The sequence below is a fragment of the Mycobacterium sp. ML4 genome (assembly GCF_054515735.1).
Genome location: NZ_JBTNSY010000003.1, coordinates 48905 through 71457 on the forward strand (window position 1 = coordinate 48905; position 22553 = coordinate 71457).

Sequence of the window (22553 nt, forward strand, 5' to 3'; positions counted from 1 at the left end):
ATGAACGCCCAATTTCCCGACGCCGACACGCTGCAAACGGTTTTGACCTTGGCCACCCGCGCTCCTTCCATCCACAACACGCAACCGTGGCGCTGGCGGGTAGGCGCGGCGAGCCTCGACTTGTTCTCCGAACCGGAGATGCAGCTGCAGAGCACCGATCCCGACGGACGTGATCTGATCATCAGCTGCGGCGTCGCGTTGCATCACTGTGTCGTCGCTCTGGCGTCAATGGGCTGGCACGCCAGGGTAAGTCGCTTCCCCGACCCCGAAGATGCCCGTCATCTGGCCACCATCGAAGTGGTGCAGCAGGCGCCCGATCAAGCCGACATCGCGCTGGCAGCTGCCATTCCGAGGCGCCGTACGGATCGCCGTGCCTACAGTTCCTGGCCGGTGCCCGGCGGTGACATCGCACAGATGGCCGCCCGCGCAGCGCGCAGTGGGGTCATGCTGCGCCAGGTCGATTCCCTGGCGAGAATGAAAGACATTGTGGCGCGCGCCGTTTCCGACCATGCGACGAACGACGCATACATGCGGGAGCTGACGACGTGGAGTGGACGATATGGCGCCGTGGCAGGTGTACCGGCCCGCAACGCCCCCCCGTCGAACCCACAGTCCCCGATCCCGGGCCGATTGTTCGCCGGCCCCGGACTGGCTCAGCCGGAAGGCATCTCACCCGCCGACGACTGCGGCGTGATCCTGGCGCTGGGCACCGAAAAGGACGATCGGATGTCGCAGCTGCGTGCCGGAGAGACCACCAGCATCGTGCTGTTGACGGCCACGGCGATGGGCTTGGCATGTTGCCCGATCACCGAACCGTTGGAGATACCGGAGACCCGCGCCGCGGTTAGGGCCGATGTATTCGGCGACAGCGGTTATCCGCAGATGTTGCTGCGGGTCGGTTGGGCACCGATCAACGCCGACCCGCTGCCGGCCACGCCGCGGCGGCGACTCGTTCGCGTTGTCGACTGGCCCGAGCAGTCACTGGACGAGCGGCGCTGACCAGCGCAGCACCGTCCCCCCGGACGCCGGACTGTCGACGGTGAAGTCGCCGCCGGATTCCAGCGCACGCCGCTTGAGATTCGTCAGCCCGCTTCCGGTGAACTCCTCGGGCATGCCACAGCCGTTGTCGGTCACCTCGATGCACAGATCGTCATCCACCTTCACGCGCACCGCCAAGGTCGTGGCGCGGGCGTGCCGGACGGCGTTGCTCACCGCTTCGCGGACCACCGCCTCGGCATGATCGGCCAACACGCTGTCGACCACCGACAGCGGCCCGATGTATTGAACGCTGGTCCGTAATCCGGCGTCGGCGAACTGGCCCGCGGCCGCGTCGATGCGCTGACGCAACCGCGTGATTCCCTGGGAGGTCCCGTGCAAGTCGAAAATGGTGGTCCGGATCTCTTGAATGACCGCCTGCAGGTCGTCGATGGCACCTGAAAGACGTTGCTGCACCTCGGGTTCTCGGGTTCTCGGGACCGCGCCCTGTAGTGAGAGCCCCACCGCGAACAGTCGCTGTATCACGTGGTCGTGCAGATCCCGCGCGATGCGATCCCGGTCGGTCAGTAGGTCGAGTTCGCGCATCTGCCGCTGTGACGTGGCCAGCTGCAGCGCCAGCGCAGCCTGATCGGCGAAAGCGGCCATCATCTCGAGCTGATCGTTGGTGAAGTATCCGGGACCGCCCTGACGCAGAACGACGACCACGCCGGCCACGGTGCCGGTGGCTCGCAATGGCAGCAGCAGTACCGACCCGGCATCGTCGAGGGCGCCAATGCCGTCCATCTCAAGCCGCCCGACTTGGCGTGGCATGCCGTTGACAAAAACGTCCCCCAGTGCTGTGCCGTTGACGGGAATAGTCTGTCCCGCAATGGACTCCACGGCCTCACCGATCGTCTCGATCACCATGAGTTCCTCGACGTCAGCAGGCGAGACGGTCTCGTCGAGCGGAACGACGACCAGCGCCGCGTCGGCCGCCGTCAGCTTAAGCGCCTCCTCGGCGAGTAGTCGGTACACCGTTGCCGGTTCGGTGCCGGAGAGCAGCTCGGTCGCGATGTCACGGGTCGCTTCGATCCACGACTGCCGTTCCTTGGCTTGTTGGTAGAGCGCTGCATTGGCAATCGCGATACCCGCCGCTGCCGCCAGCGCCTGCACCAGCACTTCGTCGTCGTCGGTGAACGGTTGACCGTTGGTCTTATCGGTCAGGTACAGGGTGCCGAAGGATTCCCCGCGCACCAGGACGGGCACCCCGAGAAAGGTTCGCATCGGCGGATGATGCTCCGGAAAGCCGACCGATGCCGGATGCTTCGAAAGATCATCCAGCCGTAGGGCTTTCGGTTCATCGATGAACAGGCCGATGATGCCCTTGCCTTGCGGCAGCTGTCCGATGCGCCGAACCGTCTCCTCGTCGATGCCCTCGTGGACGAAATCCATCACCCGCTGCTCGCCGTCGTGCACTTCGAGGGCGCCGTAGCGGGCGTCGACCAGATTGGTCGCCGAGTGCACGATGGCGCGCAGCGTGGCGTTCAGCTCCAGCCCCGAGGTGACCACCAACATGGCCTCCAGCAGACCGTCGAGCCGGTCGCGGCCCTCGACGATCTGTTCGACCCGGTCCTGCACCTCGACGAGCAGTTCCCGCAGTCGCAACTGGGACAAAGTCTGCCGCAGCGGGTGCAGGCCGGCTTCCGGGCCGGTCTCGACCGGCTCGCCGACCGTCATCGGCCGGCGCCTTGAGAGCGCTTCAATTCCGTTGCGAACACCGCCGCCTGGGTTCGGCGCTCCATGCCGAGTTTGGCCAGCAACCGGGACACGTAGTTCTTCACCGTCTTCTCGGCAAGGAACATGCGATCGGCGATCTGCTTGTTGGTGAGGCCCTCGCTGAGCAGCCCCAGCAACGCGCGCTCCTGTTCGGTGAGGCCCGACAAGGGATCCTGCCTTTCGGTCGCGTCGCGCAGTTTGGACATCAGCGCGGCCGCCGCGCGGTTGTCCAGCAGCGACCTACCCGCACCCACATCCTTGACAGCGCGTGCCAATTCCATTCCCTTGATGTCCTTGACGACATAACCGCTGGCGCCGGCCAAAATCGCATCCAGCATCGCTTCATCGGAAGTGTAGGACGTCAGGATCAGGCAGCGCAGTTCGGGCATGCGCGACAACAAGTCCCGGCACAGTTCGATGCCATTGCCATCGGGCAGCCGGACATCGAGGACCGCGACATCGGGATTGGCCGCAGGTATCCGTGACATCGCTTCGGCGACCGAGCCGGCTTCGCCGACGACGTCGAGTTCGGAGTCGGCGCCGAGCAGGTCGATCAGGCCACGCCGCACTACTTCATGGTCGTCGACCAGGAAGACTCTTACCACGGCATCACTCCACTGTCACAAATTGCCGCTGCGTACGGTCAGCACCGACGATCCCGCGTTGTACACACTGCGCACCTGCGCCGCGTGCGCGTCGGTGACGAAAAGCTGCCCCGGCGCCTCATTGTCAGCCATATAGCGCCCGCCATGTCCCCGCACGATGGCCGACTCCACCCGCACGTCGGGGTACAGCCGCGTCCACCGGGTCAGCCTGCGATCCAATTGTGCTTGTGCCAACAGGTTTCCATCCCCTGGTGCGCCGGGCGAATGTGCCGCCTGTACCGAGACGGCACGCAGCGGAACGCCGCGCAGCCGGGCCTCCCGGAACGCGTGACGCAGGACGGCACCGTTGTCGGCTTCTGCCACCACCCGCCTGATCTTGGGGACCGTGGTGCCGTCGGGCGAGCGGTGGATCACCGCTACCGGACACAGCGAAGATCCAGCCAGGGCCCCGGCCACCGATCCCTGTCCGCTGTGAGCGTGGTTGCGTCCGATCGCGCCGACACAGATCATCGCTGCCGACCTGGACTCCTGCATCAGCTTGGTGAGGGGTCTGCCCCAGAGAATTTCGGTTTCGACAACCACCTCTTTGCCGGTCGCCTTGATCGCTTGCTGGGCGTCGAAGAGCGCCGCGCGGGCCGCCGCCTGATGTCCCGCGATGCCACCGGATCCGGCCGGCGCCGACTCGATGACATAGACCAGGCGCAACGGAACGTCCCGGGTCACCGCCTCGTCGATCGCCCATAAGGCCGCGTGCAAAGCCGTTCTCGACCCGTCGATACCCACCACGACTGCCGGACCTGACGCGCGGCTGCTCATCGCGGTCTCCCCTTACTGTCGAATCACTTCGGCCAACCCGAACGCTATTGCCGGCCCACCCGCGTCCCAAGAGGCATTGGTCCCCTGATCGGTGCCTTAGGTCCCTAGAGCGAAGCGAATCGGCCCGCCTCTTGCCAGCGAGCGAGAACGCGAATTGGATAGGTACGGCGCGGGCACGCGCCTCGCGTGTGTGAGACGCCGGGAGAATTTCATCGCGTAGGGGGTTTCCTGTCATGGCTGTTCGAGAGACATCGTCACCTTCCGCCCAGCCGACGCCGCAACCCCTGGTGGGGAGGGGTTGGATTCAAGGTGTCGCCCTGGTGCTGGTCTTCGGATTTCTCGTGATGGGCGTCCTGGCCTACCGGACCTACACGGCGGCGATGCCGATGCCTGCCAAGGTGGTCACCGAATCGGGCCAGGTGCTGTTCACCGGTGACGACATCACCGCCGGGCAGGAGCTTTTTCAGGCCCGGGGCCTGATGCAGTACGGGTCGGTGCTGGGCCACGGCGCCTATCTCGGACCCGACTACACCGCGGACTATCTGCGGATGGCCGCCGACGACGTGACCGGTCAACTTCGCGCCGAGGGTGTCGCGGACCCCCGCGATCGGGTGGTCACCGAGTTCCGCACCAACCGCTACCGTTCCGACACCCAGACGCTGGTGTTCACCAACCGGCAGGCCGCGGCTTTCGACCGGATCCAGGACCACTACGCCGCCTACTTCGGGGAGAACTCCACGAAATACGGGCTGCTGCCACAATTGATCACCGACAAGGCCGAGATCCGCCGGCTGACCGCCTTCTTCGCCTGGACCGCATGGGCCGCAGCAGCGGAACGGCCGGGTCACAAGTACACCTACACCAATAACTGGCCGGCCGAGCAGCGCGTCGACAACGGTCCGACCGCGGCGGTGATCGTGTGGTCGGCATTGTCGCTGATCGCGTTGCTGGGCGGCATCGGGGTTATGTTCGCGATCTACGGCCGCTGGAGCCAGAAGGTCGGCTGGCACGGCGCCGAGACGTCGACGCTGTCGTTCCGCCAGCCGGGGGAAGTCAGCTTGACGCCGGCGCAACGCGCCACCATCTGGTTCTTCGCGATCGTGTCGGTGCTGTTCCTGGCGCAATCGCTGCTGGGGGCGGCGGCCGAGCACTACCGGGCTGATCTGTCCACCTTCTTCGGACTGGACCTGGCCCGGGTGCTGCCGTACAACCTCGCCCGTACCTGGCATCTGCAACTGGCGCTGTTCTGGACGGCGGCGGCGTTTCTGGCGGGAGGAATCTTCCTGGTGCCGTTCATCTCTCGCCGCGAGCCGAAACGGCAGGCGCTGCTGGCGTACATCTTGCTCGGCGCGGTGGCGCTGGTGGTGTTCGGCTCGCTGACCTGTGAGGCGCTGTCCATCTACGGCGTCATCCCGCGCGGCAGCCTACTTTCCCAGCAGTGGGAGTACCTGGACCTGCCGCGGCTGTGGCAGATCCTGCTCGTCGTCGGGCTGTTCATCTGGATCGCGATCATCTGGCGTGGCATCCGCGCCCGGCTCAAGAACGAGTCCAAGATGAACATGCCGTGGCTGTTCTTCTTCTCCGGCCTGGCGATTCCGATGTTCTACGCCGTCGGACTGCTCGCGAGCAGCGACACCCACTTCACCGTCGCCGACTTCTGGCGGTTCTGGGTGGTGCACTTGTGGGTCGAGGACTTCCTCGAGCTGTTCACCACCGTGATGGTGGCCTACATCTTCGTGTTGCTGGGCGTGGTGCGCGAGCGCATTGCGCTGGGCGTGATCTTCCTCGACGTGATCCTGTACTCCGCCGGAGGCGTCATCGGAACCATGCACCACCTGTATTTCTCCGGGACCCCGGTGGAGCACATGGCCCTCGGGGCGTTCTTCTCGGCGGCCGAGGTCATTCCGCTGACCTTCCTCACCGTCGAGGCGTGGGCCTTCTTGCAGCTCGGCGCCCGTCAGCAGTCCGGCGACGCGAACCCGTTTCCGCACCGCTGGGCGGTGATGTTCCTGGTCGCGGTGGGGTTCTGGAACTTCTTGGGCGCCGGCATCTTCGGATTCCTGATCAACCTTCCGGTGGTGTCCTACTACCAGATCGGCACCGCGCTGACGGCCAACCACGGGCACGCCGCGATGATGGGCGTCTACGGCATGCTTGCGGTCGGATTGGCGATGTTCGCATTCCGCTACGTCATCCCGGCCGACAAATGGCCGGAGCGGCTGGCCCGAACCTCGTTCTGGTGCATGAATATCGGTCTGGCGTGGATGGTCTTCGTCACGCTGCTGCCGCTGGGTGTGCTGCAGCTCTACCACTCGGTCAGTGACGGTTATTTCGAGGCGCGGTCGCTGGGCTACATCACCAAACCCGGAAATGCGGTACTCGAATGGCTCCGGCTCCCTGGGGACGTGATCCTGATCGTCGGCGGGGTGGTGCCGTTCGTGTGGATCGCCTGGACCGCATTGCGCAACTTCCGCACCGGCACCACGGTGGACGAACTGCCCGAACGTCCGTTGTACGTCGAGAAATGACCCAGCCCGCGACCATCGTCTGGCTGACAGCCGGATACTCGCTGCTGCTGCTGGGGATCGGGTGGTGTTTCGACGCGATGGCGCGGCACGCCTCGGCGCGTGCCGCGGCCTGGCGCACCGGTCAATTCCGCTACCGCCCCGACCACGACGCCTGGGTGTGCCCGCAACAACAGTGGCTGTGGCCGACGTCATTCGATCCGCGGCATCGGGTGATGCGGTACCGCGCGCTGCCGGTGGTATGCAACAGTTGCCCGGTCAAGGCCAACTGCACCACGTCGGATCACGGCCGCGAAATAAGCCGCGACGTCGATCCGTGGCCACATTCCGAAGCGGGACGTTTTCACCGCGGGATCGCCTGCTGCGTAGCCGCATTCGGCATCGTGCTGCCCTCGGCGATGTTGATCGCCCAGCATTCGCTCGCCGACGTGCTGGTACTCATCGGCGCCATGGTGGTCGTGGTGCTGCTCGGACTGCCGCTGGCCCGCCACCTGTGGCATACGCCGGCGAACGCACCGGATTACCTGCCGCACCGCACGGCGATCGAGGATCAGGTGGCCGCCGCGATCGATCGCTATTCGACCCGCTGGGGCGGCTGGGCAGGCGAGGAGAACAAGACGTGACCGGACTTGGGTTGGGCTTGACCGCGCTCGCGGTCGTGGTGCTTGCCGTGGTTTCCGCATTCTCGCTGGCGGTGCTGCGTGAGTACGAGCGGGGCGTGGTGTTCCGGATGGGCCACGTGCGACCCCTGTATCAACCGGGACTGCGGTTTCTGATTCCGTTGCTGGACCGGATGATTCGCGTCGACCAGCGATTGGTGACCCTGACTATCCCACCGCAGGAGGTGATCACCCGCGACAACGTGCCGGCCCGGGTGAACGCGGTGGTCATGTTCGCGGTGACCGACCCGCTCAAAGCGATTCTGGCGGTGGAGAACTACGCGGTGGCCACCTCACAGATCGCGCAGACCACGCTGCGCTCCCTGCTGGGTCGTGCTGACCTGGACACCCTGCTGGCACATCGTGAAGACCTCAACAGCGACCTGCGCACCATCATCGAGCAGATGACCGAGCCGTGGGGGGTGCAGGTGCGGGTAGTGGAGATCAAGGACGTCGAGATCCCCGAGTCGATGCAGCGAGCGATGGCGCGGGAAGCCGAGGCCGAGCGCGAACGCCGCGCCAAGGTGATCAACGCCCGCGGGGAACTGCAGGCGTCCGAGGAGTTGCGCCAGGCGGCCGAAACCCTTTCCAAGAGTCCGGCATCACTGCAATTACGCTATCTGCAAACGCTTTTGGAACTCGGAGCGGATCAGAACTCCACGGTGGTCTTCCCGTTGCCGGTCGATATCATCACGCCGTTCCTGCGCAACCCCGAGGCGTTGCGGGGCGTGTTGGACGGCGTCAACCATCGCCAGTGACCGAACCATTCGGACTGTTCAGGTTTGTGGTCCTGTGGGCGGTCGCTATTCGTCCGGTGGCCCGAACGGCTCGGGCTGCTCGGGCGGACCGGTTGGCGCGAAGTTCCAGTTGTCGGGGTTGTTCGGCGAATACACGACGGGGAACTGCTGTCCCGTGACCGGCCACTGATCGGAGGTGACGACCATGCGCCGGTACACCGCGTGCTCGTTGACGGTGGGCCCGTTGATGACCCCGGAGATGGTGACGAACTGCTCGCCTTCGTCAGCCTCGCCACTACGGGAGCTGACTCCGGTGACCAGCAACGTGCCGCTGGCCAGGGCGCCACGTGGTCCGGGACGGACGAACCGCGGCGCCAGAAACACCAGCAGCACCGCCACCAACAGAAGCAGCACCATGAATTCCCACATCTGGCCATGGTAGGACTGCTGGCGTGACGCATGCCGATGATCTGCAGTTCGCACTGACGCTGGCAGACCGGGCGGACGACGTGACGCGCGCCCGCTTCGGTGCGCTGGACCTGCGCATCGACACCAAGCCCGACCTGACTCCGGTGACCGACGCCGACCAGGCCGTCGAGTCCGAACTGCGCCAGGCCATCGCGCAGCAACAGCCCGACGACAGCGTTCTGGGTGAGGAGTTCGGCGGCAGCACCACCTGGCAGGGACGGCAGTGGATCATCGACCCGATCGACGGCACCAAGAACTTCGTACGCGGTGTCCCGGTGTGGGCCAGCTTGATCGCGCTGCTGCAGGACGGCATCCCGGTCGTGGGCGTGGTGAGCGCGCCCGCCCTGCAGCGACGATGGTGGGCCGCACATGGGGAAGGCGCATTCGCCGCAGTGGCCGGCGCGCCACCGCGTCGGTTGTCGGTTTCGACTGTGGCAGAACTGAGTTCGGCGAGCTTGTCGTTTTCCAGCTTGACGGGCTGGGCGCAACTTGGATTGCGCGGGAAGTTCATCGATCTGACCGATTCCGTCTGGCGGGTGCGTGCCTACGGCGACTTCCTGTCGTACTGCCTACTCGCCGAGGGGGCCGTGGATGTCGCCGCCGAACCTGAGGTCTCGGTATGGGATCTGGCGGCTCTCGATGTCCTGGTGCACGAGGCCGGCGGCCGGTTCACCAGCCTGGACGGCACCGCCGGACCGCACGGGGGCAGCGCGGTGGCGACCAACGGCCTGCTGCACGAACAGGTGCTGGACGCTCTGCGGCCAACTGTGAATTAGCTAACACGTGGCTATGGATCTTACTCGGGAGTAAGATACGGTTATTCGCATCGCCCCAACGACCGAGGCTGCTGATATGACCGACACACTTCCCGCTTCCCGCACTCGCACCAACAAGCGCCGCGACCCACAGACGACGATCGGGATGCGACCGCACAAACGCACCGGAGTCGATATCGCCATCGCACTGATCACTCCGCTGGTCGGGCAGGAGTTCTTGGACAAGTACAAACTTCGCGACCCGCTCAACCGGACGTTGCGCTACGGCACGAAGCGGGTGTTCTCCACCACCGCCGCGGCCAGCCGACAGTTCACACGTATTCAAGGCCTGCGCGGTGCACCCACCCGGCTCAAGTCCGGTGGCAAGAACTCCTTCGACCTGACTCCCGACGACGACCAGAAGCTGATTGTCGAGACCGTCGAGGAATTCGCCGAGGAGATCCTGCGCCCCGCCGCCCACGATGCCGACGAGGCCGCAACCTATCCGGCCGGGCTCATCGCCAAGGCCGCCGAGCTCGGCATCACCGCGATCAACATCCCGGAAGACTTCGACGGGATCGCCGAACACCGCTCCGCGGTGACCAACGTGTTGGTAGCCGAAGCACTGGCGTACGGCGACATGGGTCAAGCGCTCCCCATCCTGGCGCCCGGCGGTGTTGCCGCCGCGCTGACTCATTGGGGCAGCGCCGGTCAGCAGGCGACCTACCTCAGGGAGTTCGCCGGTGCGAACGTCCCGCAGGCGTGCGTGGCCATCGCCGAGCCGCATCCGCTGTTCGACCCGACACGGCTGCGGACCACCGCCGTGCGCACCCCGTCCGGTTACCGGCTGGACGGCGTGAAGTCGTTGGTGCCGGCCGCGTCGGACGCCGAACTCTTCATCGTCGGCGCACAGCTCAACGGCAAGCCGGCGTTGTTCATCGTCGAATCGTCGGCCAAGGGCGTGAGCGTAAAGCCGGATCCGAGCATGGGAATCCGTGCCGCGGCGTTGGGACAGGTTGAACTATCCGGGGTTTCGGTGCCGCTGCACGCCCGCCTGGGTGAAGACGGGGCCGCCGATGAGGATTACTCGGAGGCGATCGCACTGTCCCGGCTGGGCTGGGCGGCGTTAGCGGTGGGCACCTCGCACGCGGTGCTCGACTATGTCATCCCCTACGTGAAAGAACGCGAAGCGTTCGGCGAGCCGATCGCGCGCCGTCAGGCCGTCGCATTCATGTGCGCCAACATCGCTATCGAGCTGGACGGGTTGCGGCTTATCACCTGGCGCGGCGCTGCCCGTGCCGAGCAGGGCCTGTCGTTCGCCCGGGAAGCGGCGCTGGCCAAGCGGTTCGCTTCCGACAAGGGGATGCAGATCGGCCTGGATGGCGTGCAGCTGCTGGGTGGCCACGGATTCACCAAAGAGCACCCGGTCGAACGCTGGTACCGCGACCTGCGGGCCATCGGCGTCGCCGAGGGCGTGGTCGTCATTTAAGTGGTCGTCTAACTCCTACACTTCGAAGGCGAAAGATCAATCATGGCAATTAATCTCGAGCTACCCGGCAAGCTGCAGGCGGTAGTGACCAAGACTCATCAGGGCGTGGCCGAATTGATCAGGCCCATCGCGCGTAAGTACGACCTCAAAGAGCACGCCTACCCCGTCGAACTCGACACCCTGATCAACCTCTTCGAGGGTGCGTCCGAGTCGTTCAGCTTCGCCGGCGCCGGTGAACTGCGCGGCAGCGACAAGAAGGAGGACAACCACAACGGCGCCAACATGGCCGCGCTGGTGCAGACCCTGGAGGCCAGCTGGGGTGACGTGGCGATGATGCTGTCCATCCCCTATCAGGGACTGGGCAACGCGGCCATCTCCGCAGTGGCGACCGAAGAGCAACTCGAGCGGCTGGGCAAGGTGTGGGCGGCCATGGCGATCACCGAGCCGGGCTTCGGCTCCGACTCCGCGGCCGTGTCGACCACGGCCAAACTCGACGGCGACGAGTACGTGATCAACGGTGAAAAGATCTATGTCACAGCGGGTTCGCGCGCCACCCATATCGTGGTGTGGGCCACCCTGGACAAGTCCAAGGGCCGCGCGGCGATCAAATCGTTCATCGTGCCGCGCGAGCACCCCGGTGTCACCGTCGAACGACTCGAACACAAGCTCGGCATCAAAGGATCCGACACCGCTGCTATTCGCTTCGACAATGTCCGGATCCCGAAGGAGAACCTGCTCGGCAACCCGGAAATCGAAGTCGGCAAAGGCTTCTCGGGCGTGATGGAGACGTTCGACAACACCCGGCCGATCGTCGCCGCCATGGCCGTCGGCATCGGGCGCGCCGCGCTCGAGGAAATCCGCAAGATACTCACCGACGCCGGAGTCGAGATCGACTACGACCGGCCCGCCCATGTCCAGAGCGCTGCTGCCGCCGAGTTCCTGCGGATGGAATCCGACTGGGAAGCCGCCTATTTGCTGTCGCTGCGGGCGGCATGGCAGGCCGACAACAGCATCCCGAACTCCAAAGAAGCGTCCATGAGCAAGGCCAAGGCCGGCCGGATGGCCAGCGACGTCACCCTCAAGACCGTCGAATTGGCTGGCACTACAGGCTATTCCGAGCAGATGCTGCTGGAGAAGTGGGGGCGCGACTCCAAGATCCTGGACATCTTCGAAGGCACCCAACAGATTCAGCAGCTGGTGGTGGCCCGCCGACTGTTGGGGTTGTCGTCGGCCGAACTCAAGTGACGTTGTCGCTGCCAGACGCGGCGCCGAGCGTGTACTGACGGCGAGATTTTCGCAGTTTCTCCGCCGTCAGTACACGCTGGGCGAATCCGTGATCTCGGGCGGCGGGTAGACCTCGTGGTCAAGAGCCACCAGGTCCAGCTGCCACCACCGAACGTCATGCCAGGCACCGAGCTTCCATCCGGCCTTCCGGAAGTGGCCCACCTGATGAAACCCGAAGCTGTCATGTAACGCGTCGCTGGCGTCGTTGGGTTCGGCGATGCAGGCGAACGCTCGTCGGAAGCCCCGCTGGGCAAGCCTGCTGAGCAGTTCGGCATACAGCGTGCGGCCGGCGCCCGCCCTTGCGCGGTCTTGCGCTACGTAGACGGTCGCCTCCACGGACCAGCGGTACGCCGCTCGTGAATTAAGCGGGAGCGCATAGGCGTAACCGGTGACCACCCCGTCGACGTCGAGGATCAGCCATTCGTGGGTGGCGCGGGCCGCTGCGATGCGGGCCGACATGTCCTCGACCGTCGGCACCTCGGTCTCGAAGGTGATAGCGGTATCCAGCACGTCCGGGCGGTAGATCTCGACGCACGCCGCGGCGTCCGCCTCGGTCGCGGGACGGACGCGCATCGTTGTCACGCGGGTCCGCCGAACGGGAAGAGACGCACACCCCGAGGCTAGCGCCCAACCATAGAGATCACCGAGACGGTGCAGACGTCTCGGCAAGCTCCGCGCCGGGGCGTTCACCGGGCGGGCCGTCGTACGGGTTGCCGGCGGGTTCTGGACCGGAAGTAGGGTGATCGGCATGCGCGCAGCACGGGTGACTCGCCTCGATGGTCCGGAATCGATCGAGGTGAAAGAGATCGACGAACCCACCGGCGACGGTGTGGTGGTCGACGTGCACGCCGCCGGGGTGGCGTTCCCGGACGCCCTGCTCACCCGTGGGCTGTACCAGTACCGGCCCGATCCACCGTTCACGCTGGGCGCGGAGATCGCCGGGGTGGTCCGGTCCGCGCCGGAGGGCGCGCATGTGCAGGCCGGCGACCGGGTGCTGGGTCTGACCATGCTGACCGGCGGCATGGCCGAGGTCGCCCTACTGGCGCCCGACCGGCTGTTCAAACTGCCCGACAACCTCAGCTTCGAGGCCGGTGCGGGGGTGCTGTTCAACGATCTGACGGTGTACTTCGCGCTTGCCGTCCGCGGCCGGTTGCAGCCCGGTGAGAAGGTGCTGGTGCACGGTGCGGCCGGCGGCATCGGCACCTCAGCGCTGCGACTGGCGCCGGCGCTGGGCGCATCGCGGGTCATCGCGGTGGTCAGCTCCAAGGAGAAGGGCGAGATCGCGACGGCGGCCGGGGCCACCGATGTGGTGCTGGCCGACGGGTTCAAGGACGCGGTCAAGGAGCTGACCGGCGGCCGCGGAGTCGACATCGTGGTGGACCCGGTCGGCGGCGATCGATTCACCGATTCGCTGCGTTCCCTAGCGCCGGCGGGACGACTGCTGGTCATCGGCTTCACCGGTGGCGAGATCCCGACCGTCAAGGTGAACCGCTTGTTGCTCAACAACATCGACGTGGTGGGTGTCGGCTGGGGCGCGTGGGCCGGCCGTCATCCGGGTGCGCTCGAAGAGCAGTGGGCGGCGCTCGAGGAACTGTTCGCCTCCGGCAAGCTGGCCGCCCCGGAACCCGAGGTCTTTCCGCTCGAAGAGGCGGCGGCCGCGGTGGCGTCGCTGGAAAACCGCAGCGCCAAAGGCAAAGTCGTCTTGCGGGTGCGCTAGCTCACCGGATCAGCGCTGGCGAGATCTGTCGCTAGCACATCTCGGTGATGCGCTCCCGCACAAGGTCGCGAACACGATTGTCGAGGCTGGCGTTCTCGTCGCGCGACAAATCTGACGCTTGCCACCGCGCCGAATGAAAAGTAATGTCACTTTTACTTTCAGCATGAACGGGGAGCCAGCCATGGAATCATTCGTCCACCTCCGCAAAGGCCGGACACCCCGGCGAGTGCACGCCGACCTCGACGGCCTCAAGGACGACGAACTGGGCCGTGGCGGCTTCACCGGCCGCACCGCCAACATCTACCGCCGTCACGACCCCACCGCGTACCGCGCGGTCGGCCCCCTGCGCCCGATCGATGTGCTGGCCGACCAGCTCAAGCCCAGCGACGCCACCGATCCCGACGGCGGACCGCTGCTGATGTTCAGCAACGCCGACTGCCGGGTGTTCCTGAGCCGGCGCCGCGACGCGATGCCGTTCTACAGCCGCCATGTCGACGGCGACCTGCTGTGTTTCGTGCACAATGGCGCGGGCCTGCTGGAAACCGAGTTCGGGCCGTTGCGTTACCGGGGAGGTGACTGGGTCTACCTCCCGAAGGCGACCACCTGGCGCCAAATACCCGATAACCAAACGACATTGCTGATGATCGAGGCCACAGACGAGTTCCGGGTGCCCCCGCCCGGGACGTTGGGACGGCACTTCCCCTTCGATCCGTCGCAGGCCGTCATCCCGGAACCGGTGCCCATCGACGACGACGGCCGCGACGAGTACGAAGTCCGGCTCGTTCACGAGGGTGGGCCGACCACCCTCTATTACCAACACAATCCGATCGACGTCGAAGGCTGGCGCGGTGACAACTTCGCGTTCACCTTCAACATCGCCGACTACAACGTCATCACCTCCGACAGCGTGCACCTGCCGCCGACCGTGCATCTGTTCATGCAGGCAACCGGCGTCTATGTGATGAACTTCCTGCCCAAGCCGGCGGAGAGCGTCCCCGGCACCGAGCGCACGCCGTGGTATCACCGCAACGTCGACTACGACGAGATCGCGTTCTTCCACGGCGGCTCGCTCTACGGCATCCCGATGCCGCCGGGCCTGATATCCCATGCGCCGCAAGGGGTTCACCACGGCGCACCGGAGAAGGCGCGCGAACGCGCCCGGCGCAAGTTCGACGAGTACTCCCGCGTCGACTGGCAGGTGATCGCCATCGACACCCGCCGGCGGCTGATACCGTCCGCCGAAGTGCTGACCCACGACTTGGGACAGCACTCATGAAATACGAGTACGAGCGGATCCCGTATCTCGTTGCATTCCAGAATGATTCCGGTGTCCGCGACGTCTACGGCGGACTCGCCGAGATCACGGTGCTGGAAAGCTATCTGCTCAAGCCGAAGGACCGGGCGTCGGACACCGTGCTGGTGTTCATGCATCCGATCGGCGGCGGGGCCTACCTGCCGATGATCAATGCGCTGGCCCGGGCCGGTCACCATGTCATCTACTGCAACAGCCGATTCCGGGGCACCGACTCCGCGCTGCTGATGGAGAAGGTGGTCGAAGACCTCGGCGAATGCATCAAAGACGCCAAGACCAGATTGGGCTACCGGAAGGTGGTGCTGGCCGGCTGGAGTGGCGGCGGCTCGCTGTCGATGTTCTACCAGCAGCAGGCCCAGCACGCGACCATCACCTCCAGCCCGTCCGGCGACGGCCCCGACCTGACCAACCTCGAGCTGCCGGCCGCGGACGGCATCATGCTGCTGGCCGCGCACATCAGCCGGCACGGCACGCTGACCGAGTGGCTGGACGCTTCCATCCTCGACGAATCCGATCCGACGAAGCGTGATCCCGAATTGGATCTCTACAACCCGGACAACCCGAATCAGCCGCCCTACACCGAGGAGTTCCTGGCCCGCTACCGGCAGGCGCAGATTGACCGCAACCGTCGGATCACCGCGTGGGTTCGTGACAAGCTGGCCGAATTGAAAGCCAGTGGCCGCCCTGATGAAGAGTTCTGTTTCGTCGTGCACGGCACCATGGCCGACCCCCGCTGGCTGGACCCCACCGTCGACCCGAACGAGCGCACACCGGGCACCTGCTACCTGGGCGACCCGCAGGTGGTGAACATGAGCCCGGTCGGCCTGGCCCGGTTCTCGACACTGCGCGGCTGGCTGTCGCAATGGAGCTATGACGAGGCCCGGGGCGACGGCGTAGCGTGCGGTAAGGATCTCGCGATCCCGGCCCTGGTGATGGGTAACCTGGCCGACGACGCATGCACACCCAGCCACACCCGGCGGCTCTACGAGGCGATCGGGCACCCGGACAAGGAGATGCACGAAATCCCCGGCGCCACACACTATTACGCAGGTCCCGACCAACGGGACAGATTGCGGCAGGCGGTGGACATCGTCACCGACTGGCTGACGCGGCACGGTTTCGCGCAATGACGGGTGCGCTTGACGGCATCCGGGTGCTCGAACTCGGCACCCTGATCGCCGGTCCGTTCGCGGGCCGCCTGCTCGGAGACATGGGCGCCGACGTCATCAAGGTCGAACCACCAGGCGCTCCGGATCCGTTGCGGACCTGGGGTCAGGCCGAGGTGGACGGCCATCGCGTGTTCTGGACCGTGCACGCCCGCAACAAACGGGCCATCACGCTTGACCTGCGCAAGCCGCCGGGGCGCGAGCTGTTTCTGGAGCTCGTCGAGAAGTCGGACATCGTGGTGGAGAACTTCCGGCCCGGCACCCTGGAGAAATGGAAGCTGGGTTACGACGTGCTCAGCGAACGCAATCCGGGCATCATCCTGGTGCGGGTCTCCGGCTATGGGCAGACCGGACCCGACGCTCACAAGGCCGGCTATGCGTCGGTCGCCGAGGCGGCCAGCGGGCTGCGGCACCTCAACGGCTTCCCCGGTGGCCCGCCACCCCGGCTCGCGCTGTCCCTGGGCGACACCCTGGCCGGCATGTTCGGCGCCCAGGGCGCACTGGCCGCGCTGTACCGCCGCAGCGTCACCGGACGCGGGCAGGTGGTGGACGTCGCGCTCACCGAATCCTGTTTGGCAGTGCAGGAATCGACCATCCCGGACTACGACGTCGGCGGTGTGGTGCGAGGGCCGTCGGGTACCCGGTTGGAAGGCATCGCACCGTCGAACATCTATCGCAGCGCCGACGGCTCCTGGGTGGTGATCGCCGCCAACCAGGACACCGTGTTCGCCCGGCTGTGCAAGGCGATGGGCCGTCCGGAGCTGGTCACCGACGACCGCTTCGCCACCCATGGCGCGCGGGGCCGCAACCAGGACGAGCTGGACGGGATCATCGGCGGTTGGGCCGCCCAACGGCCACCCGGCGAGATCATCGAAACACTCTCCGCCGCAGGCGTGATCGCGGGGCCGATCAACACCGTCGCCGAGGTGGTCAGCGACCCGCAACTGCGAGCCCGCGACATGCTGGTGGCCCACCACGACGAACGCCTGGGCCGCGACGTCCTCGGGCCGGGCATCGTACCCGTACTGTCCGAATCCCCGGGTCGCGTGCGCAACGCCGGTCCCGCCCGCCCGGGGCAGCACAACGAAGACGTCTACGCGGGACTTCTGAACAAGAAGGCCGACGAAATCGCCCAGTTGGTGGCCGAGGAGGTGCTGTGAGCGCACACGTTGCCATCCGGGAGGTAGCGCTGCGCGACGGTCTGCAGATCGAGAAGCCCATCCCGTTGTCCGCCAAGCTCGAACTGCTGGCCGCCCTGGCAGCCACCGGCGTACGCGAAATAGAGGCCACCGCGTTCGTGTCCCCGTCCAAGGTGCCGTCGATGGCCGATGCCGCCGAACTGGCCGCCGAACTGCACAACTACCCCGACATCGAATTCTCCGCGCTGGTGGCCAGCCCGAACGGCGCCAGGCGCGCGATCGCCGCGGGGCTGCGGTCCATCGAATACGTGGTCGCGGCGTCGGACGCGTTCAGCCAGGCCAACGTCGGACGCTCCAGCGCACAGGCCACCGAACAGATCAGCGAGATCATCGGCATCGCCCACGACGCCGATGCCACCGTTGAGGTGATCGTCGCGACCGCCTGGGACTGCCCGTTCGCCGGACCCACTGCGCCGCGGCGGGTGCTCGACATCGCTGCCGCGGCGCGCGAGCAGGGTGCGGACCGGTTCTGCATCGCCGACACCATCGGCACCGCCACCCCGGGGCGGGTCAGTTCGCTGATATCGCAACTGCATCCGGTGATCGGCGAGCTGCCGCTGGGCGGACACTTCCACAACACCCGGGGCGCCGGGCTGGCGAGCGCCTACGCCGCCGTCACGGCCGGTGTCGCCCGGCTGGATGCGTCCGCGGGTGGATTGGGCGGTTGCCCGTTCGCGCCGGGCGCCACCGGCAACATCGCCACCGAAGACCTGGTGTACCTGCTGACCGACAGCGGGTACCAGGTCGACGTCGACCTGCCGGCCGCGATCGCCGCCGCACGGGTCGCCAAAGCTGCTGTCGGACATGACCTGCCGAGCGCCCTGCTGCGCGCGGGAGACCGGATCCGCACCTGATGCCGGCCGGAGTGCTCAGCGCCAAGGGCCAGCAGACCCGAAGTGCCATCGAAGCGGCCGCACGGAAACTGTTCGCCGAGCGAGGGTTTCACGGCACCACCCTGGCCGACATCACCTCGACGGCAGGAAAGTCGTCCGCCGTTTTCTACCGTTACTTCACCGATAAGGAAGATCTGCTGGCCGCCCTGGCGGAGTCGTTTCTGCACGACGTGGTCGAACCGTCCGGATTGCGCGTGCACCCGCCCGAATCGCCCGATGACGACGCGTTCTTCACCTCGGTGGTCACCGGCTACTGGGGCATGTTCAAGCAGAACATCGGCATCATGATCGCGGTGGCGCAGCTGGCCGCCACCCAGCAACGCTTCGCCGACGTCCAGAACGAGTTCCGGCGCTTCGGCATGGATATCGTGGCAGCCTCGGTGCGCCGCGCTCACGAGCAGGGCTACGGGACCGAACTCAACCCCGAACACACCGCGGCGGCCATTGCGCTGCTGTTCGAGAATTTCACCACCGTGTTCGTCGGGAAACCCGATCTGGGAGTCACGATCAGCGACGAAGACGCCATCGCCCTGCTGTCCCGGATTTGGAAGAAGACGTTGTACGGCGCCTGACAACTAAGGAGAGATCAACGTGGATTTCAGCCTCCCCGAACACCTTCCGGGCTTGCTCGCCGAGATGGACGAGTTCATCGAGACCGAGATCAAACCGCTGGAACGCGAGAACATCCAGTATTTCGATCAGCGTCGCGAGAATGCCCGCACCGACTGGGACAACGGCGGCATCCCGCGTCGGGAATGGGAAGACCTGCTCGGTGAGATGCGCAGGCGCGCCGACCGGGCGGGCTGGTTGCGCTACGGCCTGCCGTCCCAATTCGGCGGGCGCGACGGTACCAACATCGACATGGCGGTCATCCGGGAGCATCTGGCGCACAAAGGACTCGGCCTGCACAACGACCTGCAGGACGAGTCCTCGATCGTCGGCAACTTCCCGCAGGTGATCATGATGGACCGGTTCGGCACCGACGCACAGAAGCGCGAATGGACCGAAGCGCTCATCACCGGCGATCGGTCCATGGCGTTCGGGCTGACCGAACCCAACCACGGCTCGGACGCGACCTGGCTGGAGACCACCGCCGTGCGCGATGGCGACAGCTGGGTCATCAACGGCGCCAAGCGATTCAACACCGGCGTGCACCGCGCCACCCACGACCTGGTTTTCGCCCGCACCTCGGGTGAACCCGGCCAGGCACGCGGTATCACCGCGTTCCTGGTGCCCTGCGACTCCCCCGGCTTCACCATCCCCTACTACTGGTGGACATTCAACATGCCCACCGACCACGCGGAGGTGGAACTCAACGACGTCCGGGTGCCCGCCGACGCCGTCCTCGGCGAGGTGGACCGGGGGCTGGAGGTGGGCCAGACCTTCCTGCACGAGAACAGGATCCGCCAGGCCGCCAGCAGCCTTGGCGCCGCCCAGTACTGCATCGACCGGGCCGTGGCGTACGCGGGCGAGCGCAAAGTGTTCGGCAAGCCGCTGGCGGTCAACCAGGCGGTGCAATGGCCGCTGGTGGAACTGCAGACCGAGGCGCAGATGGTGCGGCTGCTGGTGTACTACGCCGCCACTCAGTTGGACCAGAACCATCACATGGAGGTGTCCGACAAGGTCTCGATGGCGAATTACCGGGCCAACCGGCTGGTGTGCGATGCGGCCGACCGGGCCATGCAGGTGCTCGGTGGTATCGGCTACAGCCGGCACGAACAGCTCGAGCACATCTACCGTCACCACCGTCGCTACCGAATCACCGAGGGTGCCGAGGAGATTCAGATCCGCCGGGTTGCCCAGCGACTGTTCAAGTTCGGCAAGAAGTGACGCTGACCGACAACTTGGCCGCGCTGCTGACGCCCGTGCTGGGTGACGGCGTGGCAGTCGAGAACCTGCGGCTGCTCACCGGCGGCGCCAGCCGCACCACCTGGGCGTTCGACGCCGTCAGCGGCACCGATCGCCGGCCGCTGATCCTGCGCACCGGCCCACCCGACGACATCCACGCCGGCATGGAGCTGGAGGCCAGGGTGCAGACCGCGGCGGCAGCCGCCGGAGCGCCGGTGCCGCACGTTCTGATCGCCGAGGATTCCGTTGCGGCACTGGGCAACCCGTTTCTCATCTGTGAGGAGATCAAGGGCGAGACCATCGTCCGGCGCATCCAGCGCCAGCTCGACGACCCGCAGCGACTGCTGCGCCAGTGTGCCCACGCCCTTGCCGCGATCCACCGGGCCGAAGCCGACATTCCCGGCCTGAACCGCGACGACCCGATCGAGCATTCACGTCAACAGCTCGACGACATGGGCGACACCACCGCCACCTTCGAATGGACGCTGCGATGGCTAACCGGCCACCGCCCGGCGCCGTCGCCGGCGGTGCTGGTGCACGGCGACTTCCGGATGGGCAACCTGATCGTCGACGGATCCGACCTTGCCGCCGTGCTCGACTGGGAGCTGGTCCACGTCGGCGAGCGCTACGAAGACCTGGCCTGGTTCTGCGTGCGCGCGTGGCGATTCGGAGCACCTGCCGGCCTCGGGGCCGGCGGGTTGGGCAGCATCGAGAACTTTCTGCATTTCTACGAGGAGGCCAGTGCCACAGCCCTCGACAGGGCCGCGTTTCACTGGTGGCTGGTGCTGGCCACCCTGCGCTGGGGCGTCATCTGCCGGTACCAGGCGGAGCGCCATCTGAGCGGACAGTCCCGCTCGGTGGAGCTGGCGGCGATCGGGCGCAGAGTCTGCGAGAACGAGTGGGATCTGCTCGACCTGCTCGGCGCCCCGGCATCCGACGACGAAACACGTTCTGCACCAGAAAGATCGGAATCGGTGCAGCGGCGTGGGTCCGCGCTGCACGGACGACCCACGGCGGCCGAACTGGTCGCAGCGGTCGCCGAATTCCTGGAGACCGACGTGCGAGCGGCCACCACCGGACAGGTCCACTTCCACGCCCGGGTAGCGAGCAATGCCTTACGCACGGTCGAGCGCGAATTGCTCGACTCCGGCGACGCCGCCGCCCGCGCAGCGCTGACCCGCCTGGGGTTCTCCAACGAATACGAGCTCGGTGCGGCGATCAGAGCCGGCGACCTCGACGACGGTGGCCCGACGGTGATGGCGTGCCTGCGCAAACTGGTACGTCATCGGCTGGCGGTCGCCCATCCGGGATACGACAAACCCGATCCGGGCGGTCACGGGACGTAGGTATCTTTGGAATGTCTTCGGCAAGGCGAAGCGGAAGGGGACCTCATCACCATCACCGAAGTCGCCGACCGACTGTTCGCCGCCATCGAGCAGGGCGACCGGGCGACCGTTGAGACGATGTGGAGCAACGACGTCGCGGTCTGGCGCAGCGACGGCCGCCACGGCCCACACCAGACCGATGACAAGCCGCGGGCACTGCGCGTCATCGACTGGTTCCTCTCGGCCACCGCCACGCGTCGCTACGAAATCCTGGACCGCCAGACGTTCGGGAACGGCTTCGTCCAGCAGCACGTGCTGCTGGCAACAGGTCGCGACGGCCGGTCGATCGCGATGCGCGTTTGCATCGTGATCACGCTGGACGAAGAAGGTCTTATCGACACCATCGACGAGTATTTCGACCCTGCAGACCTTGCGCCCCTACTCCATTAGGCGAGACCCGATGACCACATTGGAAACCCTGCTCAGCGATCCCGAAACCGTCGGGACCTGGGCACTGGTACCGGACCGCTCCGCGATCACCTTCCGGATCAAGAACCTGTGGGGCCTGATGCCCGTCAAGGGCAAGTTCACCGTATTCAGCGGCGACGGCCGCCTCACCGACAAGGGTGCGGTGTCGGGCCGGGTCGAGATCGAGGTCGCCTCGCTGGACACCGGTATCGGCCGCCGCGACACGCACCTGCGCTCCGCAGACTTCTTCGATGCCCAGCGCTTCGGCCAGATCACTGTTGTCGTCACCGCCCTGCAGCCGGGCACCGGAAAGGCCGCCGAGCTTCAGACGAACTTCACCATCAAAGGGATCACCGAACCGGTGCGGTTGCCGGTGACCATCACCGAACTCGACGACGGTTCGGTCCGGATCTCAGGCGAAACGCGGATCGACCGATCCCGATTCGACCTGGACTGGAACAAACTCGGCGTGATGTCGAACACAGTAACGGTCGCCACCGACGCGGTCTTCGTGCACTCAGCCGCAACCGCGTGAA

The 22553-nt window shown here is 66.1% G+C and carries 22 protein-coding genes; 17 read left to right on the forward strand and 5 right to left on the reverse strand.

What is annotated here, in order from left to right; all coding sequences use genetic code 11:
• Positions 1–999, forward strand: coding sequence for an Acg family FMN-binding oxidoreductase (locus tag ACX9NE_RS04065; RefSeq protein WP_459360419.1), 999 nt, complete (start codon positions 1–3; stop codon positions 997–999).
• Here ACX9NE_RS04065 and ACX9NE_RS04070 read toward each other — a convergent pair.
• Genes ACX9NE_RS04070 through ACX9NE_RS04080 form a run of 3 tightly spaced genes read right to left on the reverse strand, consistent with a single transcriptional unit; the run spans position 979 to position 4172 of the window.
• Entirely contained in the window at positions 979–2712 is a 1734-nt protein-coding gene (locus tag ACX9NE_RS04070; protein WP_459360420.1) for a GAF domain-containing sensor histidine kinase, read from the reverse strand. The two genes, ACX9NE_RS04065 and ACX9NE_RS04070, sit on opposite strands and share 21 nt — an antisense overlap.
• On the reverse strand, positions 2709–3356 hold the full coding sequence (gene dosR / locus ACX9NE_RS04075; protein ID WP_459360421.1) for a hypoxia response regulator transcription factor DosR/DevR: 648 nt from the start codon (positions 3354–3356) through the stop codon (positions 2709–2711). Before dosR ends, ACX9NE_RS04070 begins: the two co-directional genes overlap by 4 nt.
• 15 nt (positions 3357–3371) lie before the next feature.
• Positions 3372–4172: a universal stress protein gene (locus ACX9NE_RS04080; RefSeq protein WP_459360422.1), complete on the reverse strand. Its 801-nt coding sequence runs from the start codon at positions 4170–4172 to the stop codon at positions 3372–3374.
• Between the two features lie 233 nt (positions 4173–4405).
• Here ACX9NE_RS04080 and ACX9NE_RS04085 point away from each other — a divergent pair, with 233 nt between their 5' ends.
• The 3 genes from ACX9NE_RS04085 to ACX9NE_RS04095 are packed head-to-tail and all read left to right on the forward strand — an operon-like array spanning position 4406 to position 8114.
• Positions 4406–6700: a nitric-oxide reductase large subunit gene (locus ACX9NE_RS04085; RefSeq protein WP_459360423.1), complete on the forward strand. Its 2295-nt coding sequence runs from the start codon at positions 4406–4408 to the stop codon at positions 6698–6700.
• A complete protein-coding gene (locus ACX9NE_RS04090) occupies positions 6697–7320 on the forward strand; it encodes a hypothetical protein (RefSeq protein WP_459360424.1) in 624 nt (207 codons plus the stop codon). The genes ACX9NE_RS04085 and ACX9NE_RS04090 overlap by 4 nt, the downstream gene beginning before the upstream one ends.
• Positions 7317–8114, forward strand: a complete 798-nt coding sequence (locus ACX9NE_RS04095) for a slipin family protein (RefSeq protein ID WP_459360425.1) — start codon at positions 7317–7319, stop codon at positions 8112–8114. Before ACX9NE_RS04090 ends, ACX9NE_RS04095 begins: the two co-directional genes overlap by 4 nt.
• A 45-nt stretch (positions 8115–8159) precedes the next feature.
• On the opposite strand, the gene ACX9NE_RS04100 is transcribed toward ACX9NE_RS04095, so the two are convergent.
• Entirely contained in the window at positions 8160–8522 is a 363-nt protein-coding gene (locus ACX9NE_RS04100) for a hypothetical protein (protein ID WP_459360426.1), read from the reverse strand.
• A gap of 23 nt (positions 8523–8545) precedes the next feature.
• Here ACX9NE_RS04100 and hisN point away from each other — a divergent pair, with 23 nt between their 5' ends.
• The 3 genes from hisN (at position 8546) to ACX9NE_RS04115 (ending at position 12050) form a co-directional block, all read left to right on the forward strand.
• Positions 8546–9337 (forward strand): histidinol-phosphatase, encoded by a 792-nt coding sequence (gene hisN, locus ACX9NE_RS04105; RefSeq protein ID WP_459360427.1) that lies wholly within the window; start codon positions 8546–8548, stop codon positions 9335–9337.
• A 76-nt stretch (positions 9338–9413) separates the two neighbouring features.
• Positions 9414–10805, forward strand: coding sequence for an acyl-CoA dehydrogenase family protein (locus ACX9NE_RS04110; RefSeq protein WP_459360428.1), 1392 nt, complete (start codon positions 9414–9416; stop codon positions 10803–10805).
• 42 nt (positions 10806–10847) lie between these two features.
• The gene (locus ACX9NE_RS04115; protein ID WP_459360429.1) at positions 10848–12050 is read left to right on the forward strand and encodes an acyl-CoA dehydrogenase family protein; all 1203 of its coding nucleotides are present in this window, start codon (positions 10848–10850) and stop codon (positions 12048–12050) included.
• A 66-nt stretch (positions 12051–12116) separates the two neighbouring features.
• Here ACX9NE_RS04115 and ACX9NE_RS04120 read toward each other — a convergent pair whose 3' ends face one another.
• On the reverse strand, positions 12117–12662 hold the full coding sequence (locus tag ACX9NE_RS04120; protein ID WP_459360619.1) for a GNAT family N-acetyltransferase: 546 nt from the start codon (positions 12660–12662) through the stop codon (positions 12117–12119).
• A 175-nt stretch (positions 12663–12837) separates the two neighbouring features.
• Between ACX9NE_RS04120 and ACX9NE_RS04125 the strand changes: the two genes are divergently transcribed.
• The 10 genes from ACX9NE_RS04125 to ACX9NE_RS04170 all read left to right on the forward strand — a co-directional run bounded on the left by ACX9NE_RS04125 (position 12838) and on the right by ACX9NE_RS04170 (position 22552).
• On the forward strand, positions 12838–13806 hold the full coding sequence (locus ACX9NE_RS04125; protein WP_459360430.1) for an NADPH:quinone oxidoreductase family protein: 969 nt from the start codon (positions 12838–12840) through the stop codon (positions 13804–13806).
• Between the two features lie 181 nt (positions 13807–13987).
• A complete protein-coding gene (locus ACX9NE_RS04130) occupies positions 13988–15082 on the forward strand; it encodes a homogentisate 1,2-dioxygenase (protein WP_459360431.1) in 1095 nt (364 codons plus the stop codon).
• Complete coding sequence (locus tag ACX9NE_RS04135) at positions 15079–16248, forward strand: alpha/beta hydrolase family protein (protein WP_459360432.1); 1170 nt, start codon at positions 15079–15081, stop codon at positions 16246–16248. The genes ACX9NE_RS04130 and ACX9NE_RS04135 overlap by 4 nt, the downstream gene beginning before the upstream one ends.
• Positions 16245–17444: a CaiB/BaiF CoA transferase family protein gene (locus ACX9NE_RS04140; protein WP_459360433.1), complete on the forward strand. Its 1200-nt coding sequence runs from the start codon at positions 16245–16247 to the stop codon at positions 17442–17444. The genes ACX9NE_RS04135 and ACX9NE_RS04140 overlap by 4 nt, the downstream gene beginning before the upstream one ends.
• Positions 17441–18337, forward strand: coding sequence for a hydroxymethylglutaryl-CoA lyase (locus tag ACX9NE_RS04145; RefSeq protein WP_459360434.1), 897 nt, complete (start codon positions 17441–17443; stop codon positions 18335–18337). The genes ACX9NE_RS04140 and ACX9NE_RS04145 overlap by 4 nt, the downstream gene beginning before the upstream one ends.
• Complete coding sequence (locus ACX9NE_RS04150) at positions 18337–18948, forward strand: TetR/AcrR family transcriptional regulator (protein ID WP_459360435.1); 612 nt, start codon at positions 18337–18339, stop codon at positions 18946–18948. Before ACX9NE_RS04145 ends, ACX9NE_RS04150 begins: the two co-directional genes overlap by 1 nt.
• Positions 18949–18967: 19 nt before the next feature.
• Positions 18968–20206, forward strand: coding sequence for an acyl-CoA dehydrogenase family protein (locus ACX9NE_RS04155; RefSeq protein ID WP_459360436.1), 1239 nt, complete (start codon positions 18968–18970; stop codon positions 20204–20206).
• A gap of 2 nt (positions 20207–20208) precedes the next feature.
• Positions 20209–21570 carry a phosphotransferase family protein gene (locus ACX9NE_RS04160; protein WP_459360620.1) on the forward strand — a complete coding sequence of 454 codons (1362 nt, stop codon included), beginning with the start codon at positions 20209–20211 and terminating at the stop codon, positions 21568–21570.
• Positions 21571–21576: 6 nt separating this feature from the next.
• Positions 21577–21999 carry a nuclear transport factor 2 family protein gene (locus ACX9NE_RS04165; protein WP_459360437.1) on the forward strand — a complete coding sequence of 141 codons (423 nt, stop codon included), beginning with the start codon at positions 21577–21579 and terminating at the stop codon, positions 21997–21999.
• A 10-nt stretch (positions 22000–22009) separates the two neighbouring features.
• The gene (locus ACX9NE_RS04170; protein ID WP_459360438.1) at positions 22010–22552 is read left to right on the forward strand and encodes a YceI family protein; all 543 of its coding nucleotides are present in this window, start codon (positions 22010–22012) and stop codon (positions 22550–22552) included.
• Position 22553 lies beyond the last annotated feature (1 nt).